We start from the raw sequence: 26,773 nt of genomic DNA, 5'->3' as shown, positions 1-26,773 counted from the left end.
GCGGGTCCTGGGACTGGATGCTGTTGCCTGACCGCAGCGCAGTTGTTGGTGCGGTCGCGCAGCTCGCCAGCAAGGCGGCAACAATCGGCAGCAACAGTTTAGTTATTCTGTTGCTCATGAAGCGTGCGCCAGGTGCAAGGCTCACAGACAACTCATGTGTCCCATGTATCGAATGCCAGGTCGGGACAAAAAAAGCCCTGTAATAACCTGATCCTACTTTACCGTGATGCCGATTTGCTTCGACATGACCGCCGGATTATGCGGCGTATGGCTGAAGTCGGCGAGCAGCAACTGCAGTGTATGTTCGCCCGGTGCGAGCTCGATCACGACCTCGGTTTGACCACCGCCGAAGTGCCGATGATTATCGTCAGCCGGAATGGGTCGGTTCAGATCAGGTACACCGGTATCGATCAGCAGGTGATGATGTCCGGTTTTAGCTTTGTCAACGCCTGCGGGTGCAACGCCCATTCCGGATAATCCGAACACGACTTTGAGTGGTGACGTGACCACCTCACCGTGAACAGGAGACACGATATAAACGCTTGCGCCCGCCGGTGCAGAGGTATTGCCAGCGTAGGCATTCAACGTGAGCGCCACCAGGCAGCCGATAAGTGTTCTGGAAAGCTTCATAAGTTTCTCCAACGTTGCAGTCAGGTTTACGGGGTCGATGCAACATTAATCGTTATTCGAATCTGCAATATAACTTTTGTGGAATCCCGGATTTTGATACAGGTCAATAGTATCGGGGAGCGATAGTCGGCCGTAAACTGCGATTAACGGGTCCGATTACAGGGAAATAGTGCAGAGATAAATTTGCACTGGCCAAAATCGTTAGGCACTGGATTTAGCCCGGGGCCTAACGTAAAAGGATTTTAAATTATCCCGCGGAGAATTCGATATGCCTCGCAAGATACTGACACCAGTGCAACTCAACTTTCAGCCCAGGCCGAGCTATCCTTTTTCTCCCGGGACGCGGGGTGGAAACCTGGTTTACAGCGCTGGCGGAAGCGTCGATGCTGGTTGATATCGAGGCTATCGCCTAAATCGGTGATTAACGGCCTTGCCGGATAATCCCGGAATCAATTGATCGTCTAAATCCAGCGATTCAAGGCCGATTCAAATTCCTCGCGACCGATTTCGATTGCCCCCAGCGAGTGTAAATGCTCGGTTGGCAGCTGGCAGTCAATCATTTCGTAGCGCCCCGAATCAACCAGGTACTTGAGGCAAAGCTTCGACGCATTGGCCACGTGGCTGAACATGGATTCGCCAAAAAATACCCGGCCGAGCGCGATACCGTAGAGTCCCCCGACAAGCTCGTCCCCATGGCGACACTCGATCGAGTGTGCAAAACCGGCGCCGTGCATTTCGATATAGGCGTCGATTATTTGCGAGTTGATCCAGGTACCACTCTGGCCTTTGCGGTCTCCCGCACAGGCTTCGATAACGGCTTCGAAATCCTGGTCGAGCGTAATCTGGTAACGCTGCTGACGGGCCAGCTTCTGCAGGCTTTTACTTTGATAAAACCGTTTCGGGTAAAGGACCGTGCGCGGCGCAGGACACCACCACAGGATGGGCTCGTTTTCGCTGAACCAGGGAAAGATACCCTGTCGATACGCAACCAGCAGCCACTCGACATCGAGCCTGCCACCAGCGGCCAGTAATCCGGCCGGTTCCGCAAGCACCGCAGCGGTGTCAGGGAAATGTGGGTTGTCTGTTGGTTCTAACCAAGGAATCATATATAAATCAAATAATTATATAATATATTTAAAGTGAAATATAACTAGGCGGTCGATTTGAAAGGAGAGTGCTCCAGTAAGTCCTTGCGGTAGCTGTCGATGTAGCGCCGCTCCTGGTGTAAAAACTGTTCGATCGCCTCGCGAAACTGTGGATGTGCGATCCAGTGACCGGACCAGGTCGTGGTTGGCAGGAAACCCCGGGCCAGCTTGTGCTCGCCCTGCGCACCCGGATCGAAGCACTGCAGCTTTTCGGCAATACAGTAGTCGATACCCTGGTAATAACAGCATTCGAAATGCAGGTGGCGAAAGTATTGATCACAGCCCCAGACGCGTCCGTAAAGATGCGTGTCGCTGCGGAAAAACAGTGAAGTGGCGACGATCTTCCCCTGGTCACGGGTAATGCATGCGAGTACCTGTTCGGGCATCTGCTGTCCCAGGTGCTGAAAGAAATCCGCAGTTAATGTGGCAGTACCGTATTTACGCTGGTATATGCCGGCGTACAGGTTATGGATCTGTTGCCACTCGCGTGCGTCGATGCTGCCGCCTGGCTGCATCGTGATGTCGAGATTCTGCGCAGCCACGCTACTGCGTTCTTTCCTGATATTCTTGCGCTTGCGTGAGTTCAAACTGGATAGAAAATCGTCGAAGTCGCGGTAGTCACTGTTTTGCCAGTGAAACTGAATGTCGCTGCGCTGCATGATCGCGCGCTCTGCAAGGGAATCCAGAATTTCCTTTTCGGCAAACAGGATATGCCAGGAGCTCAGTTTCTGGTCTTCACAAAATCCCTGAATGGCCTGGCACAAGAGTCCACGTAACAGCTGTTGTGCATCTGTCTCGGTGACCTGCTCGCGATTGATCAGGAAGCGTTCGCCCGTCGCCGGCGTATAGGGGATAGCAGAGACCAGTTTCGGATAATAATCGAGCCCGCTGCGCTGGTAGGCATTGACCCAGGCGTGGTCGAACACCAGTTCACCGTAGGAATTGGTCTTGATGTAACATGGGATCGCGGCAACCAGCTGCTGTTCACGGTGCACCAGGAAATAAACCGGATGCCAGCCGAACGGCTCCAGGCAGTCATGCAGTTCCAGCCCGTTGAGAAAACAGTGTCGCGTGAAGGGATAACTGCTGTCGCCCAGCGCGTCCCAGTCGCTTGCGCTTACTTCACCCAGGGTGTGAGTGACGCTGACGCGCAGCTCGGCATTATTCGAGTTCCTTGGCATCGAGATACTTTTCAGCATCGAGTGCTGCCATGCAGCCACTACCTGCCGAGGTAACCGCCTGGCGATAAACATGATCCATGACGTCACCCGCCGCAAAAACACCCTCGATGCTGGTCGCGGTGGCATTGCCGTCGGCGCCACCGTGGACCGTGATATAGCCACCTTTCATGTCGAGCTGATCGGTAAAAATATCGGTATTGGGCCTGTGACCAATGGCGATAAAGATGCCCGACAATTCGAGTTCGCGCGTGCTATCGTCCTTTACATTACGGATTCGCAATCCGGTAATGCCGGAATCATCACCCAATGCTTCATCGAATACGTTGAACCATTCTATATTGACGTTGCCATTCTTCGCCTTTTCGAATAGTTGATCCTGCAGAATCTTTTCTGCACGCAGAGCATCTCGCCGGTGAACCAGCGTGACCTCGGACGCGATGTTTGACAAATAAAGCGCCTCTTCGACGGCGGTGTTGCCGCCACCGATCACTGCAACTTTCTGGCCCCGGAAAAAGAACCCGTCACAGGTAGCACAGGCCGAGACACCCTTGCCGAGAAATTTCTCCTCGGAAGGTACGCCCAGGTACATCGCGCTTGCACCGGTGGCGATGATTAATGCATCGCAAGTGTAGGTGCCGCTGTCACCAACCAGCCGCTTGGGCGTTTCCTGCAGAAACACCTCGTTGACGTGATCGAAAATAATTTCGGTATCGAAACGCTCGGCGTGTTGCTGCATGCGCTGCATCAACACCGGACCGGTCAGGCCTTCGACATCGCCGGGCCAGTTGTCGACATCGGTGGTCGTCATTAACTGACCCCCGGCTTCAAGCCCGGTAATGACGGTGGGATTCAGATTGGCGCGTGCTGCATAAAGCGCGGCCGTATATCCGGCCGGGCCGGAACCGAGGATAATCACCCGGCGATGAATAGGATCGGACATTAAATGCTCTCAGAATGAAAAGGCTTGAAAAGACGTTAATAGTAATGTCAAAAAATATAAATGACTATATGGCGTTTGGGTAGGTAAATTCAATGGGATTAATTCTGGTTCCCGCGCGAGTGGATCATGTAAAATAGTCCGATTTATGCAGGACATCTAACAAAGTGGCGCAAGCAAGACACAAACCACGTTCCAAAGAAAGGGATGCCAGGCTCATGTTTGGTCAGGTTAATCAACGCCTGCGCGAAGCGGGCATGTTACTGTCGTTCGCACTCGCGGCTTACTTCCTGGTCGCGATGTTCAGTTACGACGCGCTGGACCCCTCCTGGTCGCACAGCGGCACCAACAGTGAAATCAGCAACTTCGGCGGAGCCGCCGGCGCCTGGGTCGCGGATCTGATTTTTTACCTGTTCGGTTTCCTCGCTTTCCTGCTGCCCATCATGCTGATTTACAATGGCATGATCCTGGTCAAAATGCGCGATTTGAGCCCCGAGGACCGTTACCACCTGCTGATCATTCGCTGGAGCGGCTTCGTGCTCACGTTAATATCGGGTTGCGCACTGTCGAGCCTCCATTTTTCCGTTGAACCGGGTGCCATGCCGCTCGATGCGGGCGGCATTCTCGGGCAGATCACCGGTACCTATTTCTCCCAGGGACTGGGATTTGTCGGCGCCACGGTCATGCACCTGGCGCTGTTTCTGGCCGGTTTGACCCTGTTTACCGGGCTTTCGTGGCTTGCCGTGGTCGACAATATCGGCAAGTACACGCTGCTGTCGTTGGACAAGCTTCTCGATCGCTACTACATGATGCGCGACCGGGTAGAAGGCAATCGTAACCGTAGCGAGCGCGATCAGGTTTTCCAGGTACAACAGAGGAAACTCGAAAAACGTAAACCGCTAAAAATCGAGCCCGTCGTCGAACACATCGAACCGAGTGTCCGGGTCGAGAAAGAAAAGCAGATTCCGCTGTTCAAGCCCACCGGCAAGGGCAACAGCACAATTCCGCCGTTGGCGCTACTCGATAAACCGAAACCGAAAGTTGCAGGCTACTCCAAGTCTGCACTCGAGGCGATGTCGCAACAGCTCGAACTGAAGCTGCTCGATTTCGGTATCGAGATCGAGGTTGAATCGGTGCATCCGGGACCGGTCATCACGCGTTTTGAAATCCTGCCAGCGCCGGGTGTCAAGGTAAGCCAGATTTCGAATCTTTCCAAGGACCTGGCCCGCGCGCTTTCGGTAATCGCGGTTCGAGTTGTCGAAATCATTCCAGGCAAATCGGTGATGGGACTTGAAATACCCAACGAGAATCGTGAGCTGGTGGCCCTGAGCGAGATTATTCAGTCCAAGAGTTTCGACCAGGCGGCTTCACCGCTAACGCTCGCGCTCGGTAAAGACATCAGCGGCGAAGCGGTGGTTGTCGACCTGGCCAAAATGCCGCACCTGCTGGTTGCCGGTACCACCGGTTCCGGCAAATCAGTTGCGATCAACGCGATGCTGCTCAGCATTCTGTTCAAGTCGACACCCGAAAATGTGCGCATGATCCTGATCGACCCGAAGATGCTCGAGCTCAATATCTATGAAGGTATTCCACACCTGATTGCGCCGGTGGTTACCGACATGAAGGAGGCGGCGAATGCGCTGCGCTGGTGCGTTGCAGAGATGGAACGACGCTACCGCCTGATGGCGGCACTCGGGGTGCGTAATATTGCGGGCTACAACCGTAAAATTCGTGATGCGGTTGACGCGGGTAAACCGATCAAGGATCCATTATTTGATAAAAAAGAACTGTTGCTCGATCCCAGTGCGGAACCTGAAGACCTCGAAACCTTGCCGTATATCGTGGTCGTGGTCGATGAATTTGCCGACATGATCATGGTCGTGGGTAAAAAGGTCGAGGAATTGATTGCGCGACTCGCCCAGAAAGCGCGTGCTTCGGGTATACATTTATTGCTCGCAACCCAGCGTCCCTCGGTGGATGTTATTACCGGGTTGATCAAGTCAAACATTCCGACTCGTATCGCGTTCCAGGTATCGTCCAAGATAGACTCGCGCACCATTCTCGATCAAATGGGTGCGGAAACCCTGCTCGGCCACGGTGATATGCTTTACCTGCCACCCGGCACCAGTGTGCCAGAACGCGTTCACGGTGCATTTGTCGATGACCATGAAGTGCATGCCGTTATCAACGAGATCAAGAAATCGGGTGAACCAAACTACATTCCCGATGTCCTTGAAGAGTCAACCGCGGCGATATTGCCGGGAGAAACACCCCGGAATTCTAACGGTGAAGAAGAGGATCCACTTTATGACGAGGCGGTCGCGGTGGTTACCGAAACTCGCAAGGCATCGATATCCTACGTGCAGCGACGCCTGAAGATCGGCTATAACCGGGCCGCGCGCATGATTGAAGAAATGGAAGCATCCGGCGTCGTGTCGATGGTGCAATCGAATGGCAGCCGCGAAGTTCTGGCGCCACCGCCGCCACCAGCTGACTGAAAATGAAATTACTGCCACTACTACTCATCGGACTGATCGGCAGCCTGTCGTTCTCGACAATGGCCGCGGATGCAGAGCAACGCCTCAAGACGGCACTCAAGAAAATGGATAACCTGAGCGCCGAGTTCAAACAGACATTGCTCGATGAAGACAAGAATATCGTGCAACAGAGCCGCGGCACGCTGGCGCTGCAGCGCCCTGGCAAGTTTGCCTGGATTTACGCCGAGCCCTTTGAGCAACGTATCATCGCCGATGGCAGTGAACTCTGGATTTACGACGTGGAGCTCGACCAGGTCACGGTCAAACCGATGGATGAAAGCATATCGAACGCCCCGATTATGATCCTGATGAAAGAATCAGACGTCACGCAGCAATTCAAAGTCAGTGAAGTCGGGCAACGCAAATTCCTTTACTGGATCGAGCTTGAACCGCTGGCCAATGACCTTGAATACCAGCGTATTTTTATCGGCCTCGAAGATGGCCGTGTGCGTGCGATGGAGTTACAGGACCAGTTCGGACAAAGCACCCAGATCGTATTTGAAAATTTGCGCCTCGGAGTGGTGCACAATCCGGCCACGTTCAAGTTTGTACCTCCGGATGGCGTTGATGTCTATGGTGTGGGCGGCTAGCTTTCAGCCGTTCCATGTTGCCGGCCATGACTGATTTATTTAATGCGGAAACGGGATTCAAGCCGCTTGCGGATCGTATGCGTCCGCGCAAGCTGGACCAGGTCTTTGGCCAGTCACATTTGCTTGCACCCGGCAAACCATTGCGCCAGGCGATCGAGGCCAACAGGCTGCACTCGATGATCTTCTGGGGGCCACCCGGAACCGGTAAAACAACGATTGCCAGGCTCATTGCCGAGTACTCCGATGCTCAATTTATCACCTTATCCGCGGTCCTTGCCGGGATTAAGGACATACGCGAGGCGATTGACCAGGCGCGACAGTTCCAGGGCCCCACGGTGCTGTTTATTGATGAAGTGCATCGATTCAACAAGGCACAGCAGGATGCGTTTCTGCCTTACATCGAGGATGGTACGATTCTATTCGTCGGTGCAACCACCGAAAATCCTTCCTTTGAGCTTAATAATGCACTGCTTTCGCGTACTCGAACCTACGTCTTAAAACCGATCCTGCCCGAAGATATCGAGCAGGTCGTTAGGCGTGCGCTCGAGGACAGGGAACAGGGGCTTGGCGAACTCGGGCTTGGTGTCGATGCAGAGGCCTGCGCGCTGCTGGCACGGGTTGCCGATGGTGATGCACGACGCGCCCTGACCTATCTCGAAATCATCAGCGACCTGGCCGAAGACAGCCAGATCGACGCGGCGCTGGTTGCAGAAATCGCGCAGCAGGGACCACGACGCTTCGACAAGGGAGGTGACCTCTTTTACGAACAGATATCCGCATTGCACAAATCGGTGCGCGGCTCGGATCCGGATGCCGCGCTTTACTGGTTCTGCCGCATGATCGATGGTGGTTGTGATCCGAGGTATATCGCCCGGCGGGTTGTACGCATGGCCGTTGAAGATATTGGCATCGCGGATCCGCGCGGACTCGAGCTGTGTCTCAATGGCTGGCAGACATTTGAACGCCTGGGCAGTCCCGAGGGCGAGCTCGCGATTGCGCAGGGGATCGTTTATCTTGCCTGTGCCGCCAAGAGTAACGCGCTCTATAGTGCCTACAAGGAGGCGATGCAGGATGCGCGTGACTCCGGCAGTCTCGAGGTGCCGATGCACTTGCGCAACGCGCCAACCCGATTCATGGAGGAGCAGGGCTACGGTAAAGACTATCGCTATGCCCATGACGAGGCGGATGCGTTTGCAGCAGGAGAAACCTATTTCCCCGAAGGCCTGTCGGTTCGGCAGTATTACCATCCGGTCGATCGAGGACTGGAAATCAAGATTGCGGAGAAACTTGCGCGTCTGCGCAATGCCAACCGCGATGCCGAATCATGAGCCTGCCATTTGCCGAAGCCGCCGAGCAAAACAAGACGGTTATTTTTGAAGCCATCAAACCGTATTTAACGGGTGACATACTCGAGATTGGCAGCGGCACCGGGCAACATGCAGTTTTTTTTGCCAGCCAGATACCTGAGATTCGCTGGCAAACTTCGGAACTCGAGTCGAGTTTGCCGGTTATCGAGGCCTGGATAAGGGATTCGAAACTGGAAAATTTACCGCCACCGATCGAACTCGATGTGCTGGGGAAGTGGCCGGAGGCGCAATATGACGTGATTTATTCGGCCAATTGTTTGCATATCATGGGTGAAGCGGCGGTCGAAAAAACAGTCGAGGGTGCAGCGGCTCGCCTGAAACCGGATGGCGTGTTCGCGGTCTATGGTCCTTTTAACTATGCGGGCAACTACACGTCGGAGAGTAACGCAAGGTTTGACGCTTTTTTGAAATCACGCGATAGCGCGAGCGGCATCAGGGACTTCGAATGGATTGATGAAATGGCCAGTCGGGTTAACCTGGAACTGGTTCAGGATGTAGATATGCCAGCTAATAATCGCTGCCTGATCTGGAAAAAACGAACTTTATAGCGCATAGTTAGACTAATACCTCAAATTTGGCCTATCTTTAAATCATAATGAATAAAATGATCCCACAGGCGCTGTTAGCCAGTCTCGTCGCGATGATGTCGTTCGCGGTTGTTAATGCAGCTGAAGAATCGATCGAGGACATGACGCGTTTGCTCAAGTTGCGCCTCGGTACTGACCAGGTAGAACCGGCGACCGCAACCGGTGTTGAAGGGGTCTATCAAACCCGCTTTGGTAACAAGTTTGCCTACCTGATCGAAGGGGGACGTTACGTCTTTATCGGCGACCTGGTGGACCTCAAGATGGCGCGCAACATGACCGAGATGAGTCGCCGCGATTTAATCGTGCAGGAACTCGCGAGCTTCGATCAGTCAAAACAAATCGTTTTCCCCGCGGTCAACGAGGAACTCGCGGTGTTGAATGTATTTACCGATACCAGTTGCGGATACTGCCAGCAATTGCACAAGGAGGTGAAGTACCTGCAGGAAGCGGGCATTTCGGTTCACTATTTTCCGTATCCACGCGGCGGTAATCGCGGTCCGGGATATCGCAATCTAAAAAAGGTCTGGTGTGCCGATGACAAGCTCACCGCGATGAGCATCGCCAAGGGTGTCGAGATGGGTTCACTGCCTTCATCCGAGGACTGCGATTCGGCTCAGTATGTCGATGACGGTTACCTGCTCGGCAATCGCATCGGTGTTACCGGCACGCCCGCACTCTATGCGAGTGATGGTGCCATGTTCAATGGTTACGTGCCATACGAGCAATTGATTCCGCAATTGCTAAATCAGTAGATTTTTCAATCAAAGCCATATAAGTTCGCTCCATGTGGTTAGCGGCATATCATTTATGAGCGCCCGCTTATTTTACTGTGTTAGAATTTTCGCGAACAAAAAACAGAGTTTTCAGCTTGAATGTCGGAACAGGAATCAGCAGATAAACCGTCGGAGATCGACGAGGACGAGGCTAAGGTAGGCAAGCAGGACCAGAAGCCGAAAGAATATGGTGGGCCGAAAGGCAAGGAACCGACCCGATATGGCGATTGGGAAAAAAATGGTCGCTGTATTGATTTCTGATGGACAGGAATTCTTGCCTGAGTAGTAACTCGTAACCTGGTAATCGACGATGTCCAATAACAATCATCCTACGTCTCCGCATTTACAAATCTATCGATTACCGCTCACCGCCTTACTGTCGATTGCGCATCGCATTACCGGCGTAATACTGGCTCTAGGATGCGTACTGCTGGTCTGGATACTGGCAAGTGCCGCCGAGGGTGCTTCGGCATACCAGTCGCTGGTGCCGCACCTGGAAAGCTGGTATGGCCAGATTTTTTTACTCGGTTTTGTGTTTTCTTTGTACCTGCATTTTTGTAACGGTGTCAGGCACCTGTTCTGGGATGTCGGGTATGGATTCGAGCTCGAGGTTGTCGATATCACCGCCAAGCTGGCGATCGCGCTGGCGGTCCTGCTAACCATTGTAACCTGGGTGGTTGCGGGGGTAGCCGGACCATGACTGACCTGAGATCACCGCTTGCCCGGGTTAAAGGCCTCGGCTCGGCCAAAGACGGCACGACCCATTTCTGGCGTCAGCGCTTGACCGCGCTGCTGTTGATTCCGCTGGTACTGTGGATCGGCTTTAGTCTTGCTGCATTGCCAGTAGATCACGCGACGCTGACCGGCTGGATCCAGCAAACCTGGGTGACTATCGCGCTGATACTGTTGATCATCGTCACGTTTTACCATGCGCAACTTGGATTGCAGGTCGTCATCGAGGATTACGTTGCATCGCATGCCCGGCGCACCGCGCTGTTGCTAGTTTCGAATCTTGCATGTTTGCTGGTCGGCACCATCGGCGTGGTTTCGGTGCTGAAAATTTCTTTCGGGGCTTAAACCATGGCGAGTGAATACAAGTTGATCGATCATGCCTACGACGTCGTTATTGTCGGCGCCGGCGGTGCAGGATTGCGCGCCACCCTCGGCATGGCCGCGGTGGGCCTTTCTACGGCCTGCATTACCAAGGTTTTCCCGACCCGCAGTCATACGGTTGCAGCACAGGGTGGAATGAGTGCCTCGCTCGGCAACATGGGCCCCGACAGCTGGCAGTGGCATATGTACGATACTATCAAGGGATCCGATTGGCTGGGTGACCAGGATGCAATCGAATACATGTGTCGCGAGGCGGTCCCCGCGGTCATCGAACTCGAGCATTACGGGGTACCGTTTTCACGTACCGAGGAAGGCAAGATTTATCAACGACCTTTCGGCGGCATGACCACGAATTTTGGCGAGGGCACTGCACAGCGCACCTGCGCCGCGGCGGACCGTACCGGGCACGCGATACTGCACACGCTTTACCAGCAATCGTTAAAGCACCGGGCCGAGTTTTTCGTTGAATATTTTGCAATCGATCTGATCATGGAAGATGGCGTTTGCCGGGGCGTGGTGGCATGGGACCTGGCAACCGGTGAATTGCATCGTTTTCGTGCCCACACCGTGGTGTTGGCCACCGGTGGTTGCGGTCGCGCCTATTTTTCCGCAACCTCGGCCCATACCTGCACCGGTGATGGCGGCGGTATGGTGGTACGTGCTGGGTTACCATTGCAGGACATGGAGTTTGTTCAGTTTCATCCAACCGGTATTTACGGTGCGGGCGTATTGATTACCGAAGGCGTGCGCGGCGAAGGTGGATATTTAACCAATTCGGATGGTGAACGTTTCATGGAACGTTACGCCCCCAACGCCAAGGACCTGGCGTCACGTGACGTGGTCAGTCGCTCGATGACGGTTGAAATAAACGAAGGGCGAGGGGTAGGCCCGAACAGGGATCACATACACCTGCACCTCGAACATCTTGGCGCCGAAGTCATCGATGAACGCCTGCCGGGAATATCCGAATCGGCCGAAATTTTTGCCGGCGTCGATGTCACCCGGGAACCAATCCCGGTATTACCCACCGTGCATTACAACATGGGAGGTATTCCGACCAACTATTACGGCGAAGTCGTGACCCTGAAGGATGGAGATCCGGATTCTGTTGTACCCGGGCTAATGTCCATCGGCGAGGCTGCCTGCGTTTCCGTGCATGGCGCCAATCGACTGGGCTCGAATTCGCTGCTCGATATTGTGGTGTTCGGACGTGCGGCTGCCCTGCGCGCCGCCGAGATTATCAAGCCCGGGATGCCGCAAAAGCCACTCGCCAATGATGCTTGTGATGGCATCCTCGATCGATTTGATCGTGTGCGCAATGCGTCGGGTGACTCGGGTACCGCAAAAATCCGCTACGCGATGCAGCGCGATATGCAAAAACATGCTGCCGTTTTCCGCACCGGTGACTCGATGCAGGAAGGGGTAGACAAGATGAATAACATCTTTGCGAGTTTTCAGGACCTGGGTTTATCCGATCGCAGCCTGATCTGGAACACGGACCTGGTAGAAGCCCTGGAGTTGGATAATTTATTGTTGCAGGCGCAAGCCACGATTCAGAGCGCCCTGAATCGCACTGAAAGCCGTGGCGGTCATGCCCGTGAAGACTATCCGGAACGTGATGACGATAACTGGATGAAGCACACGCTGTCGTGGGTCGATGACAGGGGCAATGTCAGTTTCGACTATCGCCCGGTGCACATGTACACGCTCAGTGATGAATGTGACGTTATTCCACCGAAAAAGCGTGTTTACTAGAGCCGGGAGGATTTAAGCAAGATGGCAGAATTCACCTTACCCGCCAATTCCGTCGTTAAGCCGGGCAAGCATTTCGCGGCTGCCGCCGGTGCGATCAACATCAAGCGTTTCATCGTCTATCGCTTCGATCCGGATAGTGGCGAGAATCCTCGCACCGACACTTACGAGGTTGACCTGGATACCAGTGGACCGATGGTGCTGGATGCGTTGCTCAAGATAAAGGATGAGATGGATGCCACGTTGTCGTTGCGTCGATCCTGTCGCGAAGGTATATGCGGTTCCTGCTCGATGAATATAGACGGCGTCAATACCCTGGCCTGCACCCAGTCTATTTCTACAATCAAGGGTGATGTCAAAGTATACCCGCTGCCGCACCAACCGGTGCTCAAGGACCTGGTATCGGATTTAACCAACTTTTACGCGCAATATGCGTCGGTTGAACCCTGGATGAAAACGCAGTCGGCAACGCCGCCAGATCGCGAACGCCTGCAATCCAGGGAAGACCGCGAAAAGCTCGATGGCCTATACGAATGTATCCTGTGCGCCTGCTGTTCGACCAGCTGTCCGAGTTACTGGTGGAATAGCGACCGCTACCTGGGCCCCGCGGCGTTACTGAATGCCTATCGATGGATTGTCGATAGTCGCGATGAAGCCGCCGGCGAACGCCTTGACGAACTCGAGGACCCTTTCAAGCTGTATCGCTGTCACACGATCATGAATTGCACCAAGGTTTGTCCGAAGGGATTGAACCCGGCACAGGCGATCGCGGAGACCAAGAAACTGCTGGTCCAGCGTAAGATCTAACCGATCGATGTCCGAGCTGTCACGCTTGCGCTGGTTGTGCCGTCGCGGCATGAAAGAGCTGGACGTCGTCATGAGCAGGTATCTCGAGCGTCACTACGAGTCTGCTTCAACGGCAGATCAGGATAAGTTCAAGATACTGCTGGAAATGCCCGACCCGGATCTGTACGACCTGTTGCTGGGACGCAGCGAGGCTACAGATCCAGAACTCCGGCAATTTATCGGCGTATTACGCAACATGTCGGCGCAAGATTAACAGGGAAGTTGTTTGCAAGAATATTACGAAATTAAACCTTCAAAATCGCAGCTTGCTTTGCTCCTGGTCGTCCATGGCCTGGTTGCTGTTGCGATTATTTTCTTTCAGCAACCCGGCCTGTTAAAGCTGTCCGCTCTCGCACTCGTGTTGTTGTTGGCCGTGCACGGATCCAGAAGTCTGGTTCGGCAGGAGATTATTAAATTGCGCTTTGATTCGAGAGGCGCGTCAATCGAGCTGGAGCAAGGCGGTCAACCATATTTTTACCGTAAAAACAAGGTTTACCAGACCCGTTGGTTTGCTATTCTTAAGCTCATAAATGAACAGAAATCCAGGACCTTGATATTGATTCCCGATCGCTTCAATTCGATCCAGTCTTACCGGAGCTTACGTTACCGTCTGTGCCAGAGGGAGCAATCTGATGCTGCTTGATCTCACACCGGTTCGCCGAGGGCGCGATGCCAATGCGCGAAGCTTCGCCGGGTTAATGGAACTCTACGAGCAGAACTATATCCGCCTGCGTAACATTGCGCCGGATCTATGTGTCGCCAGCGAAATGGTTTCGTCGGTGCCGGGGCACCAGGATTTATTCCTTTCCATCACTGAACGCTGCAAGTACACGACAATGCTGCGCATGACTTACCAGTTTGAAGAGAACGGGCAGCCCTTGTTTGAACCGGATTTACATCTGAAGGTTTACCACGATGCACGTGTCGTCGAAGTGCAGCAATTCCATTCGCGCACGCGCGGCCCACTGTATATCGCCAGGATGATTGAACAGAAGTGGATGATGAACCGGTTTTTATATAAATGGCTTGGCTACTGTTTATATCAGGGACACTATTTTCACCCGATGCAGCACTTGAAAGTATCCAATAAATAACATTAAGTTGTGAGCATAAAATATTGATTTATAATAATTAAATTTTATAAATCGAACCGTTAGAAAATATTAATCAAGACCACACGAAATACACCTTGACCTGATCCCGGTCATCTATATAATTCCTGACTAAATTAGTCAGGAATTAATCAGAATCTCATGCGATTATCTACCAAGGGACGTTATGCCGTAACGGCAATGATGGATATAGCGTTGCACGAAAGGGTGGGTCCGGTAACGCTGGCGGACATTTCTCAATGCCAGGGAATCTCGCTTTCCTATCTCGAGCAGCTGTTTGCCAAACTGCGCAAAGGCGGGCTGGTCGAGGGAGTCAGGGGTCCCGGCGGCGGTTATCGCCTGGCGCGTCCAGCGGACCAGATTTCGGTCGCTGATATTATCCAGTCAGTCGACGAGAAACTCGACATGACCAAATGCGGCGGCAAGGGTAATTGCTCGCAGGGCGAGAAATGCCTGACGCACCAGTTATGGTTTGAACTCTCCTGCAATCTTTACCGGTTTTTAAGCAGTATCAAGCTTGATCAATACGTTAATCGCCCAGATATAAGTGAATTAGTAAAGAAACAGGATATCCAGTACGGACGATTCATCAATCGCCCCGAGGCAATAGCCTGACTGGAGAATGTTAATGATTGGAGAAATTTGCAGTGAGTGACATCAAACTACCCATTTATCTTGATTACAGCGCGACCACGCCGATCGATGGACGTGTTGCTGCCAAGATGTCGGAATACCTGACCATCGAAGGCAACTTTGGTAATCCTGCGTCGCGCAGCCACGCTTTTGGCTGGTCCGCGGAGCAGGCGGTTGACCTGGCCCGGGAGCAGGTCGCCGATCTCGTGAATGCGGATCCGCGTGAAATTGTCTGGACCAGCGGCGCGACCGAAGCGGACAACCTTGCTATCAAGGGAGCCGCCCATTTTTATCGCAAGAAGGGTAACCATGTTATCACCGTGAAAACCGAGCACAAGGCAGTGCTGGATACCTGTCGGCAGCTCGAACGTGAGGGCTTTGACGTCACGTACCTGGATCCCGAAGAAAACGGTTTGCTCGATCTCGAAAAATTGAAAGCCGCAACAACCGACCAGACCATACTGATCTCGGTCATGCATGTTAACAATGAAATCGGTGTGATTCAGGATATCGAGACCATCGGTGAATTCACCCGCGAACGCGGCATAATCTTTCATGTTGATGCAGCACAATCGACCGGCAAGGTCGAGATTGATCTCGAGCGCATGAAAGTAGACCTGATGTCTTTCTGCGCGCACAAGACCTATGGCCCCAAGGGGATCGGTGCGCTCTACGTGCGACGCAAACCACGCGTCAGACTCGAGGCACAGATGCATGGTGGCGGACACGAACGCGGCATGCGCTCCGGTACCCTGGCCACGCACCAGATCGTCGGCATGGGTGAGGCGTTTCGCATCGCGAAGGAAGAGATGGCCACTGAAAACGAACGTATCCGTATGCTGCGAGATCGCCTGTACGATGGCCTGAAGGATATGGAAGAAGTCTATGTCAACGGTGACCTCGAGCATCGGATCGCCGGAAACCTGAATATCAGCTTTAATTTTGTCGAGGGTGAATCCCTGATCATGGCGTTACGCGACCTTGCGGTATCGTCAGGTTCGGCCTGCACCTCGGCAAGTCTCGAACCTTCTTACGTGCTGCGTGCGCTAGGTCGCAACGACGAACTCGCCCACAGCTCCATACGGTTTACCATCGGGCGCTTTACCACTGCCGGGGAGATCGATTACACGATCGAACTGGTGCGGGCAGCGGTTGAGAAATTACGTGATCTGTCTCCGCTCTGGGATATGTACAAGGACGGCATAGATTTGAATTCTGTTGAATGGGTAGCGCATTAGGCGCTCCACACGAGGTGTAGCATGGCATATAGTGAAAAAGTACTGGATCATTACGAAAATCCGCGCAACGTGGGTGTGCTCGATGACGACGACTCGGTCGGAACCGGCATGGTGGGTGCTCCTGCATGCGGCGACGTTATGAAACTCCAGATCAAGGTGGGTGATGACGGTATTATCGAAGATGCCAAGTTTAAAACCTACGGCTGCGGTTCGGCAATTGCGTCGAGTTCGCTGGTCACCGAGTGGGTGAAAGGCAAGAGCCTGGACGAAGCCGCGGAGATTAAGAATACTCAAATCGCCGAGGAACTTGCGTTGCCGCCGGTCAAGATCCATTGCTCGGTACTGGCCGAAGATGCTATTGCTGCGGCCATTGACAATTACCGCGAAAAGCACCAGTAGCAAGCTTCGACGTATCGAAAAGCCCGCAATAGCGGGCTTTTTTTATCCCCCATTGTGAAGATGCCGTAATCGCTCCGGTCAGTTTATAATCTTCAGCCGGAGACGGATGATCGATGAATTTTCTGCCAGTTTTTTACAAAGTTTCAGATCAGCCCTGCCTGGTTGTTGGTGGTGGCGCAATCGCCGCGCGCAAGGCCGAGTTGCTGTTAAAGGCGGAAGCCCGGGTGCGGGTTGTCGCCATCGAGTTAGGCGACCGGATGCAGGAACTGGCCGCAAGTGCTACGCTCGAAATTGAACAACGAGCATTTGCCGAGACCGACCTGGATCAGGTGATTTGCGTGATCGCGGCCACTGACGACGAGGACGTGAATCGCGAAGTTTCGCGGCTTGCGCAAGCCCGTAATATCCCGGTCAACGTGGTCGATAATCCTGATCTTTGCAGCTTCATCATGCCTTCGATGATCGATCGCGACCCGGTACAGATCGCGATTTCTACCGGCGGGGTTTCACCGGTACTGGCGCGCATGTTGCGCTCCAAACTCGAGAGTTGTATTCCCGGTGCCTATGGCGAACTTGCCAGGTTGGCCGAGGAGTATCGCGACGAAGTGAAAACTGGACTGCCGGATGTCGAGTCACGACGACGTTTCTGGGAATCAGTGCTTGAAGGCCGGGTATCGGAGCTCGTTTTTTCCGGACGGGTAAAGGATGCCCGGGATTCGTTGCGACAGCAGATGCAGGATTTCGATGTCGATACGGTCAAGGGAGAAGTTTACCTGGTGGGCGCGGGTCCGGGTGATCCGGACCTGATTACTTTCAAGGCCCTGCGCCTGATGCAGAAAGCCGATGTCGTGGTTTACGATCGACTGGTATCGCCCCCGATACTCGACATGGTGCGTCGCGATGCCGAGAAGATCTATGCAGGCAAGGCAAAATCGGATCATGCCATTCCCCAGGAAAATATAAATCAACTGCTGGTGCGCCTCGCGAAGGAAGGTAAGCGCGTACTGCGCTTGAAGGGTGGGGATCCATTTATATTTGGCCGTGGGGGTGAAGAACTTGCCGAACTGATCGATGAAAAAATCGAATTCCAGGTTGTTCCCGGCATAACTGCGGCGTCGGGTTGTGCGAGTTATGCCGGTATCCCGCTAACCCATCGTGACTATTCACAAGCCTGCATTTTCGTTACGGGTCATCGTCGCGAAGGCGGTGAGGATCTTAACTGGGAAATGCTCAGCCACGCCAACCAGACCGTTATTTTTTACATGGGACTCGAAAACGTCGAGCGTATCTGCAGCTCGATGAAGGCACATGGTCGTGCCCCCGACACGCCTGCGGCGCTGGTCGAGAAAGGAACTACGACCGAGCAGCGCGTGTTCGTGGGTGATCTCGACAGTCTACCGGGTATTATTGCGCAAAACGAAGTGCGCGCACCCACCCTAATCCTGGTCGGAGAAGTCGTTGCGCTGCATGACCGGCTGGGTTGGTACAGGACTGGCAGCGAGGTGTCTGGCGTCCAGTCCTGAGCGGAAGATCGCGCCCGATTTCTAATTTTTAATGTGTGGCGTTATAGCAACAAAAGGCTCGTTTTCTAGCCCGATAACTGTGATTGAGTTCACATAAAATTCGGGTATCGTAAAAATTCCGCCGTTACCGTGCAATGCCCCTCGGTCTACCCGACCAAAATGCCACATTATTGACGGTTATGACCTAGACTCAAGGTTGGCGTCTTACGGCAATATTTTGGAAGATTATGCGGGCATTACCAGTATCGATGGGCCTGGTCCTTTTTGTAATCAGTACCATTTTTCCAACCCAGGCGGATGATCTGCAATTTTTTCGCATCGGCACCGGCGGTGTCGGGGGTACCTATTACCCGATTGGCGGAATAATTGCCAGTGCGGTCAGCAATCCTCCGGGTTCGCGCCCGTGCAACCAGGGCGGTAGCTGCGGCCCGCCTGGTCTCGTGGTCATCGCCCAGTCGGCTAACGGTTCGGTCGCAAATGTCATGGATATGCAACACGGCCATCTTGAATCAGGATTTGTGCAGTCTGATATTGCCTACTGGGCCTATACCGGATCGGGCACGTTCGAGGGCGAAAAGCCTTTTCGCATGCTCCGTGCTATTGCCAACCTGTATCCCGAGAGCATTCACGTCGTGACGCGTAAAGACTCGGGCATCCGCAGCATAAGGGATCTGGCCGGCAAACGCGTGTCGCTCGATGAACCCGGGTCAGGCACTCTGATTGACGCGGAACTCGTGCTCAGCATATACGGTATTTCCAAGAAAGACATTCGCGTTGAATACATGAAACCCGGCCTGGCCGTGAAACGGATAAGGGACAACAAGCTGGATGCTTTTTTTATTGTTGCCGGCTATCCCTCCCGCGCTGTTGCCGAGCTGGCGAAAGATACCACGATAACGCTGATCCCCATTGATGGCGCCGAAGCCGACCAGCTCGTATCCCAGTATCGATTTTTTTCTCGAGCGGACATCCCGGCTGGGGTATATTCGGGGGTCCCGAGAGTCGAGACGGTGAGCGTGGGCGCGCAATGGCTGGTGGCGGCAACAATGGAAGATGAAACGATTTACCAGATAACCAAAACCCTGTGGAATCAGAATTCCCGAAAATTGCTGGACGGTGGTCATGCCAAGGGAAGATATATCACCCTCGAGACTGCAATGGATGGTATCACGGTGCCGCTACACCCTGGCGCCCGGCGTTTTTATGATGAAATCGGCATTTTGGTGGAGTAACCCGTTTTGCGCTTATCTCGCAGGATAATTACGCAGTCAGGTTCCGGTTGATGAGAAAACTGGTTAACAAACTGCTGGCGCGACCGGCGATTCCAATCTCGCTGGTCCTGATGCTACTGGTCGGCACCTCCAGTGTCATTTTCTACGTGGAGCGAACGCTCTCCGAAATCGAGGAAGCATTGCCAATAACACTGTCGAAACAGGAGCGCGATGTCCGTGTGCTCGTCGGTGACATGGGTACGCTGGTGCAGAGCATCGGGATCGCGCGCACCAACCAGGCACCCGGCAATTTTAGTATCGTCCTCAGGCAGATCGACGATATCAAGCACTATCTCGATATTATTCGGGAGAACTATAAATTTACCGACGTGTTGGGGGTGTCCGCGATACATGCCAAGCTCAATCCCGCGATCTTCGATATCAATAACTGGTTGACCGATGGACTTTACAATTTTGAGCCGACTTCCGCGCAAACGCTGAAAATGGCCGAGCTGCGAGCCAAGGAAGCGCACGAGGAAGCCGAGATCCTGCTGTTAAAAGTGGGCAAAACCGCGATCGACGTGCTGACCGCGCAGGCAGACAGGATCGATGCTTTTCGTAATATCATGATATTGACGCTCGCGGTCCTGACGATTATGACCGTGGGGCTGGTCATGCTGGGCTTTCGATTGCAGAAGAGCGTGCTGGCACTGAAAGACAGCGAGGAACAGATTCGTTACCGGGCCAACTACGACTCGCTGACTGACCTGCCGAATCGATTAAATTTCGTTGAGCATTTGAACGAGGCTGTTTCGCGAAACCGGCGTAATCCGGGGCACACCGTGTTGATGTTCATTGATCTCGATCGTTTCAAAACCATCAACGATACACTTGGTCATGATTTTGGTGACGAGTTAATCAGGCAGGTGGCGTCCCGGATCGGTAGCGTGATTCGTGAAACCGACGTAGTGTCACGACTCGGCGGGGATGAGTTCACCGTTCTGCTGCCCGATATGACGGACGAGATACATGCCTCGATCATCGCAAAAAACATTCTTGCGAACCTGGCGGAGCCCTTCATACTGTATGGTCACGAGGTTTACTCCAGCGCCAGCATCGGCATTACGATATGCCCGGATGACGGTGAGGATGCCAATACCTTGTTGAAAAATGCCGATATGGCAATGTATGAGGCCAAGGACCAGGGACGCAACACGTTTCGCTTTTTCACGTCGCAGATGACCGACCGGGCCCGACATTTTCTTGAACTCGACAAGGATATGCGCAGGGCCCTGGCCCAGAACGAACTCGAGGTTCACTTTCAACCCATATACGAGCTCGGTAACCACGCGCTGATTGGCGTAGAAGCCCTGCTGCGCTGGCAGCATCCCAAGAGAGGCCTGATATTGCCAACGGAGTTTATTCCCGTGGCAGAGGAGACCGGGTTAATCGAGGAAATCGGCCTGTGGGTATTGCGCCAGGCCTGTGGTGAAGCCGTGCCGTGGCTGAAACAGGATCTGCATTCCAATTTTTATCTCGCGGTGAATATTTCGATGCGCCAGTTCAAAGGTGGTTTCGACAAAAAGCAGATGGAATCGATACTTGAAGAAACCGGTTTCCCGGCAGACAAGCTGCTGCTGGAAATCACCGAATCCCTGTTGATGGATGACGATCGACGAATCAAGGATGTATTGGCCGAGTTTCGCCGGATGGGCATCAGGCTGGCAGTCGACGATTTTGGTACCGGTTACTCGGCCCTAAGTTATCTCAGGGAATTCCCGGTCAATACGCTTAAGATCGACCGCTCTTTTATACGGGATATCGGTGTCAGTAGCAGTCATCGACGCCTGGTAGAGGCGATTATTACAATGGCGCATGGCCTCGAACTGATGACGATCGCGGAAGGTGTGGAAACATCAGTACAGGATTCCCTGCTGGCAGACGTGGGATGCGACATGGTGCAGGGATTCTATTACTGCAAACCCGTCTCGGCTGATGTCATAAGAGATTTAACGGCGGTCAAGAAACCCCGCCTGGTACTGATCGATCCAAAAAGCAAAAGCACGAGTATCTAGTTCATCGGGTGCCTGGTTTGACGGTTCCGCCGGCGATTCCTAGTCGAGGTCGTTGAGTAATGAAGCGCGGGTTTCGCCTTCGATATCGACTTCATAGGTGTAGACGGCATGCTGGACACCAATACGCCATTTCGCACCCGACTTCAAATCCTGTGCCATTTCATCGCTGACTTCAAAACGCATGAAGTGCACCGCGGATGTCTTGGTATCGGTAGCTCTCTCGAGATCTTCGTCCGCGATTGACCAGATCCTGTCATGATCTCCAATTTGCATCCATACCAGGTCCTCGATACCCAGCAGTTTTTCGAGTTGCGCGGCACGAACGACGGGGTCGGGATACTCGATCATGAAAGTCGCCTTGAAATTCCTGCCGCTCGGGACCAGCGGGTTGTAGGCGTCGAGTTCCTCGTTGATACCGTCGGCTTCAAATACTTTTTCGATGCGCAACATTTCCTGGATCTGGTAGAGCAGGGTGAGTCGATCCTCGAAATAAAGTGTCGCGTTTGTTCCAAGAGCGACCTGGCGGTGTTTCTTGTGTAATAACACCTGCTGGCGGAACTCGCCACGCTTTTCAGCATACTGTTCGAGGCTCATTAAATCGTCGCGCGTGATGGGATTACTCATAGTGATTTCCATAGTCATATTCCGTAAGCCTGGCGGAGCAGGCTGATAGGGTGCTGGGTGCTGCTGCCATCGTCGAGTCCGGCAGAAATATGGTGCCCGGCCATCGGGCAGTCGCTGGCGTAGGCATCGGGTTCTGCTTTTTGGACGCGATTGACCACGGGCCTGGCGATCTTCATCGATGTCTTGTGAAATTCCTGCTTGATCGCATAGGTCCCATCGTGGCCTGAGCAGCGTTCGATGGTGTCGATTTCGGTACCGGGTATCAATTCCAGTATGTCACGTGTTTTCATGCCGATCCGCTGCACACGCTGATGGCAGGCGACGTGGTAGCTGATTTTGCCGATGCTGTATTTGAAGTCGGTATTAAGTAATCCTGCCTTGTTGCGCAACGCGAGATACTCGAAGGGGTCAAAGAAGGCGTCTCTTACCTTCGCCACGGATTCGTCCTGCGGAAACATCAATGGCAGTTCCTGCTTGAACTGCAGCGTGCAGGAAGGAACCGGGGAAATAATATCCCAGCCCTCGTCTACCAGCCGGGCCAGCAGCGGGATGTTGTGGTTTTTCAGTCGCTCGACAGCGTCGAGATTACCCAGCTCCAGTTTCGGCATTCCACAACAAACCGTGTTTTTTACCACCATCGTGGATATGCCGTTATGCTCGAAAACGGAGAGCAGGTCCTCGCCCAGCAGGGGCTCGTTGTATTCGCCGTAACAGGTCGCGAAGATGGCGACCTTGCCGCGAGTTTTATCGGTGGCCCGGACCTCGACATCGGCCGGTTTGTGCCTGGCGGTACGCTTGCTCAGGGTTTTACTGTCATATCGAGGCAGACGAGCCTCGGCAGCAATTCCGAGGGACGATTCGAGCAATGCGCGCGCGTGTTCGTTGTTATTGACCGCGTTGACCACATTGACGACGATAGGAATGCTGGCAAGACTGCCAACGCGATCGGTCGAGGTCACGATCTTGTCACGCAGCCTGGCGCGACCCTGCTTGTACCCGATTGCCTTGGCGCGCAACATCAGGTGCGGAAAATCGACGTTCCACTCGTGTGGTGGCACGTAGGGGCACTTGGTCAGGTAGCAGAGGTCACAGAGGTAACACTGATCGACCACTTTCCAGTAGTCTGCCTTGTCGACCCCGTCGACTTCGAAAGTCTCGGATTCATCGACCAGGTCAAACAGGGTTGGGAAAGCATTACAAAGGCTGACACAGCGTCGGCAGCCGTGACAAATGTCATACACCCGCTCGAGCTCTTCGAACAGTGCGTCCGCATCGTAGAAGCCGGGGTCATTTTGACCCAGTGGATGTCGGGTAGGCGCTTCGAGGCTACCCTCGCGAGATTCAGTTGCCATCGGAATTTCCTGGAAAGAAATCCGGATCCCGCAGGATCCGGATTCCAAGCAACTTAAGCGTCGAGACTGTCGAGGGCCTTCTGAAAACGATTAGCGTGGGAACGCTCTGCTTTTGCCAGGGTTTCGAACCAGTCGGCAATCTCGTCAAAGCCTTCGTCGCGGGCCGACTTGGCCATACCCGGATACATGTCGGTGTATTCGTGGGTTTCGCCGGCAATAGAAGCCTTGAGGTTGTTCTCGGTACTGCCAATGGGCAGGCCGGTAGCCGGGTCGCCAACTTCTTCCAGATACTCGAGATGCCCGTGCGCGTGACCGGTTTCACCTTCAGCGGTTGAACGAAATACGGCCGAGACATCGTTGAAGCCTTCAACATCTGCCTTGGCAGCAAAATAAAGATAACGACGGTTAGCTTGGGATTCACCTGCGAAAGCGTCTTTCAGGTTTTGTTCGGTTTTAGATCCTTTCAGGGACATGATGCCTCCAGTTGGGTTAATTAATGAAACGGAAGCGCATCATAGCAATTCTAATATATAAATGAAGTTAATTTTATTTATATAATTGATTTAATATAGCTATAGTAATAATCGAAAAAAAAACCACTTTTTTGGTGGCTTTTTCTCGCTAAACACGGTCAGCTGTTATTTTGTCTTTTATGGTGCTGTAGCCTGTGTTCGGCAGGATTTTGCAGGTATAAATCGCGGTTGGTTTCCGATTCGAAATAGATGACGAGGCTGTCGTCATCGTCGTTTTCAATGACGTAAGGCATATCAACTAATTGCTCCAGCGTTTTGCCGGTAATCGGGTCGGTGGTTTCAATACGATACATTAATCAATACCCCCGTTTTGACTTGTAACGAACTGTATATATAGTCGTTTTATGCCGCTTTGAAAAGGATAAACACCGAATATTTCGGGATTAATTTTGTTTTCACAGGCGAATCAAAAGATTATCCTAGCAAGCTGATAAGGCGATTAAACTGCCTCGAGTAAATCACTGAATTAAAGGACATTTATGAAGAAGTTTGACGTATACGCGATTGGCAATGCCCTGGTCGACATCGAGTACCACGCCACGCCCCACCAGCTGCTGGAAATGAATATTGAAAAGGGTGTCATGACGCTCATCGATGAACAACGCCAGAACAGCCTGATCGCGCAGCTGGGGGAGTCGCACGAAAGCATGACCTGTGGAGGTTCTGCGGCGAACACGATTATTGCGCTTGCCCAGATGGGTGCCAGGACTCACCTCGACTGTCGCGTTTCGAGCGATATGACCGGACAGATTTTTGCCCGGGACCTGCACGATTCAGGCGTGAACTCGAATCTTGATTTTAAACCGCTACCGACCGGCGTAACCGGCAAATGCCTGGTATTCGTTACCCCAGATGCGGATCGTACCATGAATACCTTTCTCGGGGTGAGTGCCGAACTCGATAGCAGTGATATCGATACCGAAGCCATAAAACAGTCTGAGTACATTTATATCGAAGGTTACCTGGCGAGCTCCGAAAATACTCGTGATGCCGCTATCGAAGCGCGCCGAATCGCTGAAAGCCGGGAAATCAAAACCTCGCTGACCCTTTCGGATCCGAACATGGTCAAATTTTTTCGCGATTCGATCGAGGCCATGATCGGCGATCGCGTCGACCTGTTGTTTGCCAACGATGATGAAGCCAGGGAGCTGGCCGGTACTGACAGCCTTGACGAGGCGCTGCAATTGTTCAAGAAGATATCCCGCAGTTTCGCAATCACCCGGGGCAAGGACGGCGCCTTGCTGTTCGACGGGGTTGCCTTAATCGAAATAAAACCGGTACAGGTGCAGGCGATCGATACACTGGGCGCGGGCGACATGTTTGCGGGCGCCTTTCTGTACGGGCTGTGCGAGGGCATGAGTTTTCACCAGGCGGGGAATCTTGCGTCGCTGGCCTCGGCAAAGATCGTTACCCAGTTCGGTCCGCGTTTGAAGACAGAGCAAACCCAGGGTCTGCTGGAATCATTTACTGCTGGTATTTGAGCGTTCAATAGATAAGAATACCGCCTTTTTTCAAGTAGATAGCTGCACCGGAAAACACTCAACATGACGATGCCCCAAACCAAAGACCTGCGTATTATCGGCACCAAGGAAATTCAGACGCCCGAGGCCCTGATGCAGGATCTACCCCTGTCGGAGCTGGCTGCGAATACGGTTACGACAACACGCCAGCAGATTTACGACGTGCTGGACGGCAAGGATGACCGCCTCGTGGTAATCATCGGACCCTGCTCGATACACGACACCAAGGCTGCGCATGAGTATGCCGACCGGTTGAGTAAGCTAATGGAAGAACTCAACAACGAATTGATAATCGTCATGCGGGTTTATTTTGAGAAACCCCGCACCACGGTTGGCTGGAAAGGCCTGATCAACGATCCCGACCTGGACGGCAGCTTCCATATCAACAAGGGCGTGCGCAAGGCGCGCGAACTGTTGCTAAGCCTCGCCGAAAAGGGTGTGCCGGCAGGTCACGAGTATCTTGATTTAATCAGTCCGCAGTATATTTCCGACCTGGTTTCCTGGGGCGCGATCGGCGCCCGCACGACCGAGAGCCAGGGACATCGTGAACTGGCATCGGGTCTTTCCTGCCCGGTGGGTTTCAAGAACGGTACCGATGGCGGTGTGCAGGTCGCAATCGACGCGATGCGAGCAGCCCAGGGATCGCATCACTTTATCTCGATCACGCTGCAAGGGCATTCGGCTATTTTCACGACTGCCGGTAATGAGTACAGCCATGTCATTCTGCGCGGTGGTAGTGACCGTCCGAACTATGATCGTGTCAGCGTGGCTGCAGTGACCGAAAAACTTGAATCATCGGGCCTGAATCCGCGCCTGATGATCGACACCAGTCACGCCAACAGTCAGAAACAGTTTCATAAGCAAATCGAGGTTTGCCGTGACATCATCCATCAAATTAAAACTGGCCAGGATAATATTTTCGGCCTGATGATTGAGTCCCACCTGTTTGAAGGTCGGCAGGATTTCAAGGCGGGCGCCAAACTGACCTACGGTCAAAGCATTACCGATGCCTGTATTGGATGGGAGGATTCCGAGATGTTGTTGCATGAACTCGCTGAAGCGGTAAAAGCGAAACGGAAAACCGGGTAGTCGCCG

29 protein-coding genes are annotated in these 26,773 nt (G+C 53.3%); 21 read left to right on the top strand and 8 right to left on the bottom strand.

Annotation, left to right across the window (positions count from 1 at the left end):
- Window positions 1-213: 213 nt before the first annotated feature.
- The 4 genes from OES20_09015 to trxB all read right to left on the bottom strand — a co-directional run bounded on the left by OES20_09015 (window position 214) and on the right by trxB (window position 3,896).
- Window positions 214-630, bottom strand: coding sequence for a DUF4399 domain-containing protein (locus OES20_09015; GenBank protein MDH3634832.1), 417 nt, complete (start codon window positions 628-630; stop codon window positions 214-216).
- Window positions 631-1,091: 461 nt separating this feature from the next.
- Complete coding sequence (aat, locus tag OES20_09010; protein ID MDH3634831.1) at window positions 1,092-1,736, bottom strand: leucyl/phenylalanyl-tRNA--protein transferase; 645 nt, start codon at window positions 1,734-1,736, stop codon at window positions 1,092-1,094.
- 44 nt (window positions 1,737-1,780) lie between these two features.
- The gene (locus OES20_09005) at window positions 1,781-2,974 is read right to left on the bottom strand and encodes a GNAT family N-acetyltransferase (GenBank protein ID MDH3634830.1); all 1,194 of its coding nucleotides are present in this window, start codon (window positions 2,972-2,974) and stop codon (window positions 1,781-1,783) included.
- Complete coding sequence (trxB, locus tag OES20_09000; protein ID MDH3634829.1) at window positions 2,937-3,896, bottom strand: thioredoxin-disulfide reductase; 960 nt, start codon at window positions 3,894-3,896, stop codon at window positions 2,937-2,939. The genes OES20_09005 and trxB overlap by 38 nt, the downstream gene beginning before the upstream one ends.
- Window positions 3,897-4,111: 215 nt before the next feature.
- On the opposite strand from trxB, the gene OES20_08995 reads away from it, so the two are divergent.
- From OES20_08995 to OES20_08905, 19 genes are all read left to right on the top strand, one after another.
- A complete protein-coding gene (locus OES20_08995) occupies window positions 4,112-6,391 on the top strand; it encodes a DNA translocase FtsK 4TM domain-containing protein (protein ID MDH3634828.1) in 2,280 nt (759 codons plus the stop codon).
- Between the two features lie 2 nt (window positions 6,392-6,393).
- Window positions 6,394-7,020, top strand: a complete 627-nt coding sequence (gene lolA / locus OES20_08990; GenBank protein MDH3634827.1) for an outer membrane lipoprotein chaperone LolA — start codon at window positions 6,394-6,396, stop codon at window positions 7,018-7,020.
- A gap of 26 nt (window positions 7,021-7,046) precedes the next feature.
- The gene (locus OES20_08985; protein MDH3634826.1) at window positions 7,047-8,348 is read left to right on the top strand and encodes a replication-associated recombination protein A; all 1,302 of its coding nucleotides are present in this window, start codon (window positions 7,047-7,049) and stop codon (window positions 8,346-8,348) included.
- Complete coding sequence (locus OES20_08980) at window positions 8,345-8,935, top strand: class I SAM-dependent methyltransferase (GenBank protein ID MDH3634825.1); 591 nt, start codon at window positions 8,345-8,347, stop codon at window positions 8,933-8,935. The genes OES20_08985 and OES20_08980 overlap by 4 nt, the downstream gene beginning before the upstream one ends.
- A 47-nt stretch (window positions 8,936-8,982) precedes the next feature.
- Window positions 8,983-9,726: a DsbC family protein gene (locus tag OES20_08975; GenBank protein ID MDH3634824.1), complete on the top strand. Its 744-nt coding sequence runs from the start codon at window positions 8,983-8,985 to the stop codon at window positions 9,724-9,726.
- A gap of 120 nt (window positions 9,727-9,846) precedes the next feature.
- Window positions 9,847-10,008, top strand: coding sequence for a DUF1674 domain-containing protein (locus OES20_08970; protein MDH3634823.1), 162 nt, complete (start codon window positions 9,847-9,849; stop codon window positions 10,006-10,008).
- Window positions 10,009-10,057: 49 nt separating this feature from the next.
- On the top strand, window positions 10,058-10,447 hold the full coding sequence (gene sdhC / locus OES20_08965; GenBank protein ID MDH3634822.1) for a succinate dehydrogenase, cytochrome b556 subunit: 390 nt from the start codon (window positions 10,058-10,060) through the stop codon (window positions 10,445-10,447).
- On the top strand, window positions 10,444-10,824 hold the full coding sequence (gene sdhD / locus OES20_08960) for a succinate dehydrogenase, hydrophobic membrane anchor protein (GenBank protein ID MDH3634821.1): 381 nt from the start codon (window positions 10,444-10,446) through the stop codon (window positions 10,822-10,824). Before sdhC ends, sdhD begins: the two co-directional genes overlap by 4 nt.
- 3 nt (window positions 10,825-10,827) lie before the next feature.
- A complete protein-coding gene (gene sdhA, locus OES20_08955; GenBank protein MDH3634820.1) occupies window positions 10,828-12,615 on the top strand; it encodes a succinate dehydrogenase flavoprotein subunit in 1,788 nt (595 codons plus the stop codon).
- Window positions 12,616-12,636: 21 nt separating this feature from the next.
- The gene (locus OES20_08950; protein MDH3634819.1) at window positions 12,637-13,419 is read left to right on the top strand and encodes a succinate dehydrogenase iron-sulfur subunit; all 783 of its coding nucleotides are present in this window, start codon (window positions 12,637-12,639) and stop codon (window positions 13,417-13,419) included.
- Between the two features lie 7 nt (window positions 13,420-13,426).
- Complete coding sequence (locus OES20_08945; protein MDH3634818.1) at window positions 13,427-13,672, top strand: succinate dehydrogenase assembly factor 2; 246 nt, start codon at window positions 13,427-13,429, stop codon at window positions 13,670-13,672.
- A gap of 12 nt (window positions 13,673-13,684) precedes the next feature.
- Entirely contained in the window at window positions 13,685-14,101 is a 417-nt protein-coding gene (locus OES20_08940; protein MDH3634817.1) for a hypothetical protein, read from the top strand.
- A complete protein-coding gene (locus OES20_08935; protein ID MDH3634816.1) occupies window positions 14,091-14,552 on the top strand; it encodes a DUF1249 domain-containing protein in 462 nt (153 codons plus the stop codon). Before OES20_08940 ends, OES20_08935 begins: the two co-directional genes overlap by 11 nt.
- Window positions 14,553-14,711: 159 nt before the next feature.
- A complete protein-coding gene (locus OES20_08930; protein ID MDH3634815.1) occupies window positions 14,712-15,185 on the top strand; it encodes an Rrf2 family transcriptional regulator in 474 nt (157 codons plus the stop codon).
- A 32-nt stretch (window positions 15,186-15,217) separates the two neighbouring features.
- Window positions 15,218-16,441 carry an IscS subfamily cysteine desulfurase gene (locus OES20_08925; GenBank protein ID MDH3634814.1) on the top strand — a complete coding sequence of 408 codons (1,224 nt, stop codon included), beginning with the start codon at window positions 15,218-15,220 and terminating at the stop codon, window positions 16,439-16,441.
- Window positions 16,442-16,462: 21 nt separating this feature from the next.
- A complete protein-coding gene (gene iscU, locus OES20_08920) occupies window positions 16,463-16,840 on the top strand; it encodes a Fe-S cluster assembly scaffold IscU (protein ID MDH3634813.1) in 378 nt (125 codons plus the stop codon).
- Window positions 16,841-16,953: 113 nt separating this feature from the next.
- Complete coding sequence (cysG, locus tag OES20_08915; protein MDH3634812.1) at window positions 16,954-18,363, top strand: siroheme synthase CysG; 1,410 nt, start codon at window positions 16,954-16,956, stop codon at window positions 18,361-18,363.
- A 227-nt stretch (window positions 18,364-18,590) separates the two neighbouring features.
- A complete protein-coding gene (locus tag OES20_08910; protein MDH3634811.1) occupies window positions 18,591-19,595 on the top strand; it encodes a TAXI family TRAP transporter solute-binding subunit in 1,005 nt (334 codons plus the stop codon).
- A 50-nt stretch (window positions 19,596-19,645) separates the two neighbouring features.
- On the top strand, window positions 19,646-21,649 hold the full coding sequence (locus OES20_08905; protein MDH3634810.1) for an EAL domain-containing protein: 2,004 nt from the start codon (window positions 19,646-19,648) through the stop codon (window positions 21,647-21,649).
- A gap of 39 nt (window positions 21,650-21,688) precedes the next feature.
- Here OES20_08905 and OES20_08900 read toward each other — a convergent pair whose 3' ends face one another.
- The 4 genes from OES20_08900 to OES20_08885 all read right to left on the bottom strand — a co-directional run bounded on the left by OES20_08900 (window position 21,689) and on the right by OES20_08885 (window position 24,451).
- On the bottom strand, window positions 21,689-22,273 hold the full coding sequence (locus OES20_08900) for a DUF3501 family protein (protein MDH3634809.1): 585 nt from the start codon (window positions 22,271-22,273) through the stop codon (window positions 21,689-21,691).
- 14 nt (window positions 22,274-22,287) lie between these two features.
- Window positions 22,288-23,625, bottom strand: a complete 1,338-nt coding sequence (locus OES20_08895) for a heterodisulfide reductase-related iron-sulfur binding cluster (protein ID MDH3634808.1) — start codon at window positions 23,623-23,625, stop codon at window positions 22,288-22,290.
- Window positions 23,626-23,678: 53 nt separating this feature from the next.
- Window positions 23,679-24,098, bottom strand: coding sequence for a rubrerythrin family protein (locus OES20_08890; GenBank protein MDH3634807.1), 420 nt, complete (start codon window positions 24,096-24,098; stop codon window positions 23,679-23,681).
- 158 nt (window positions 24,099-24,256) lie between these two features.
- The gene (locus OES20_08885) at window positions 24,257-24,451 is read right to left on the bottom strand and encodes a hypothetical protein (GenBank protein MDH3634806.1); all 195 of its coding nucleotides are present in this window, start codon (window positions 24,449-24,451) and stop codon (window positions 24,257-24,259) included.
- Window positions 24,452-24,637: 186 nt separating this feature from the next.
- Between OES20_08885 and OES20_08880 the strand changes: the two genes are divergently transcribed.
- Both OES20_08880 and OES20_08875 read left to right on the top strand, forming a co-directional pair.
- On the top strand, window positions 24,638-25,639 hold the full coding sequence (locus OES20_08880) for an adenosine kinase (protein MDH3634805.1): 1,002 nt from the start codon (window positions 24,638-24,640) through the stop codon (window positions 25,637-25,639).
- A 69-nt stretch (window positions 25,640-25,708) separates the two neighbouring features.
- Window positions 25,709-26,767 (top strand): 3-deoxy-7-phosphoheptulonate synthase, encoded by a 1,059-nt coding sequence (locus OES20_08875; GenBank protein ID MDH3634804.1) that lies wholly within the window; start codon window positions 25,709-25,711, stop codon window positions 26,765-26,767.
- Window positions 26,768-26,773: the final 6 nt, after the last annotated feature.

This window comes from Gammaproteobacteria bacterium (assembly GCA_029862005.1).
In the GTDB taxonomy this organism is placed as follows: Bacteria; Pseudomonadota; Gammaproteobacteria.
Note: the sequence above shows the minus strand (reverse complement) of the source record. Positions and strands in the feature narration are given on the sequence as shown.

Coding starts and splice junctions, on each gene's coding strand:
- OES20_09015 (MDH3634832.1), bottom strand. CDS start 630: ATGAAGCTTTCCAGAACACTTATCGGCTGCCTGGTGGCGCTCACGTTG.
- aat (MDH3634831.1), bottom strand. CDS start 1,736: ATGATTCCTTGGTTAGAACCAACAGACAACCCACATTTCCCTGACACC.
- OES20_09005 (MDH3634830.1), bottom strand. CDS start 2,974: ATGCTGAAAAGTATCTCGATGCCAAGGAACTCGAATAATGCCGAGCTG.
- trxB (MDH3634829.1), bottom strand. CDS start 3,896: ATGTCCGATCCTATTCATCGCCGGGTGATTATCCTCGGTTCCGGCCCG.
- OES20_08995 (MDH3634828.1), top strand. CDS start 4,112: ATGTTTGGTCAGGTTAATCAACGCCTGCGCGAAGCGGGCATGTTACTG.
- lolA (MDH3634827.1), top strand. CDS start 6,394: ATGAAATTACTGCCACTACTACTCATCGGACTGATCGGCAGCCTGTCG.
- OES20_08985 (MDH3634826.1), top strand. CDS start 7,047: ATGACTGATTTATTTAATGCGGAAACGGGATTCAAGCCGCTTGCGGAT.
- OES20_08980 (MDH3634825.1), top strand. CDS start 8,345: ATGAGCCTGCCATTTGCCGAAGCCGCCGAGCAAAACAAGACGGTTATT.
- OES20_08975 (MDH3634824.1), top strand. CDS start 8,983: ATGAATAAAATGATCCCACAGGCGCTGTTAGCCAGTCTCGTCGCGATG.
- OES20_08970 (MDH3634823.1), top strand. CDS start 9,847: ATGTCGGAACAGGAATCAGCAGATAAACCGTCGGAGATCGACGAGGAC.
- sdhC (MDH3634822.1), top strand. CDS start 10,058: ATGTCCAATAACAATCATCCTACGTCTCCGCATTTACAAATCTATCGA.
- sdhD (MDH3634821.1), top strand. CDS start 10,444: ATGACTGACCTGAGATCACCGCTTGCCCGGGTTAAAGGCCTCGGCTCG.
- sdhA (MDH3634820.1), top strand. CDS start 10,828: ATGGCGAGTGAATACAAGTTGATCGATCATGCCTACGACGTCGTTATT.
- OES20_08950 (MDH3634819.1), top strand. CDS start 12,637: ATGGCAGAATTCACCTTACCCGCCAATTCCGTCGTTAAGCCGGGCAAG.
- OES20_08945 (MDH3634818.1), top strand. CDS start 13,427: ATGTCCGAGCTGTCACGCTTGCGCTGGTTGTGCCGTCGCGGCATGAAA.
- OES20_08935 (MDH3634816.1), top strand. CDS start 14,091: ATGCTGCTTGATCTCACACCGGTTCGCCGAGGGCGCGATGCCAATGCG.
- OES20_08930 (MDH3634815.1), top strand. CDS start 14,712: ATGCGATTATCTACCAAGGGACGTTATGCCGTAACGGCAATGATGGAT.
- iscU (MDH3634813.1), top strand. CDS start 16,463: ATGGCATATAGTGAAAAAGTACTGGATCATTACGAAAATCCGCGCAAC.
- cysG (MDH3634812.1), top strand. CDS start 16,954: ATGAATTTTCTGCCAGTTTTTTACAAAGTTTCAGATCAGCCCTGCCTG.
- OES20_08910 (MDH3634811.1), top strand. CDS start 18,591: ATGCGGGCATTACCAGTATCGATGGGCCTGGTCCTTTTTGTAATCAGT.
- OES20_08905 (MDH3634810.1), top strand. CDS start 19,646: ATGAGAAAACTGGTTAACAAACTGCTGGCGCGACCGGCGATTCCAATC.
- OES20_08900 (MDH3634809.1), bottom strand. CDS start 22,273: ATGAGTAATCCCATCACGCGCGACGATTTAATGAGCCTCGAACAGTAT.
- OES20_08895 (MDH3634808.1), bottom strand. CDS start 23,625: ATGGCAACTGAATCTCGCGAGGGTAGCCTCGAAGCGCCTACCCGACAT.
- OES20_08890 (MDH3634807.1), bottom strand. CDS start 24,098: ATGTCCCTGAAAGGATCTAAAACCGAACAAAACCTGAAAGACGCTTTC.
- OES20_08885 (MDH3634806.1), bottom strand. CDS start 24,451: ATGTATCGTATTGAAACCACCGACCCGATTACCGGCAAAACGCTGGAG.
- OES20_08880 (MDH3634805.1), top strand. CDS start 24,638: ATGAAGAAGTTTGACGTATACGCGATTGGCAATGCCCTGGTCGACATC.
- OES20_08875 (MDH3634804.1), top strand. CDS start 25,709: ATGCCCCAAACCAAAGACCTGCGTATTATCGGCACCAAGGAAATTCAG.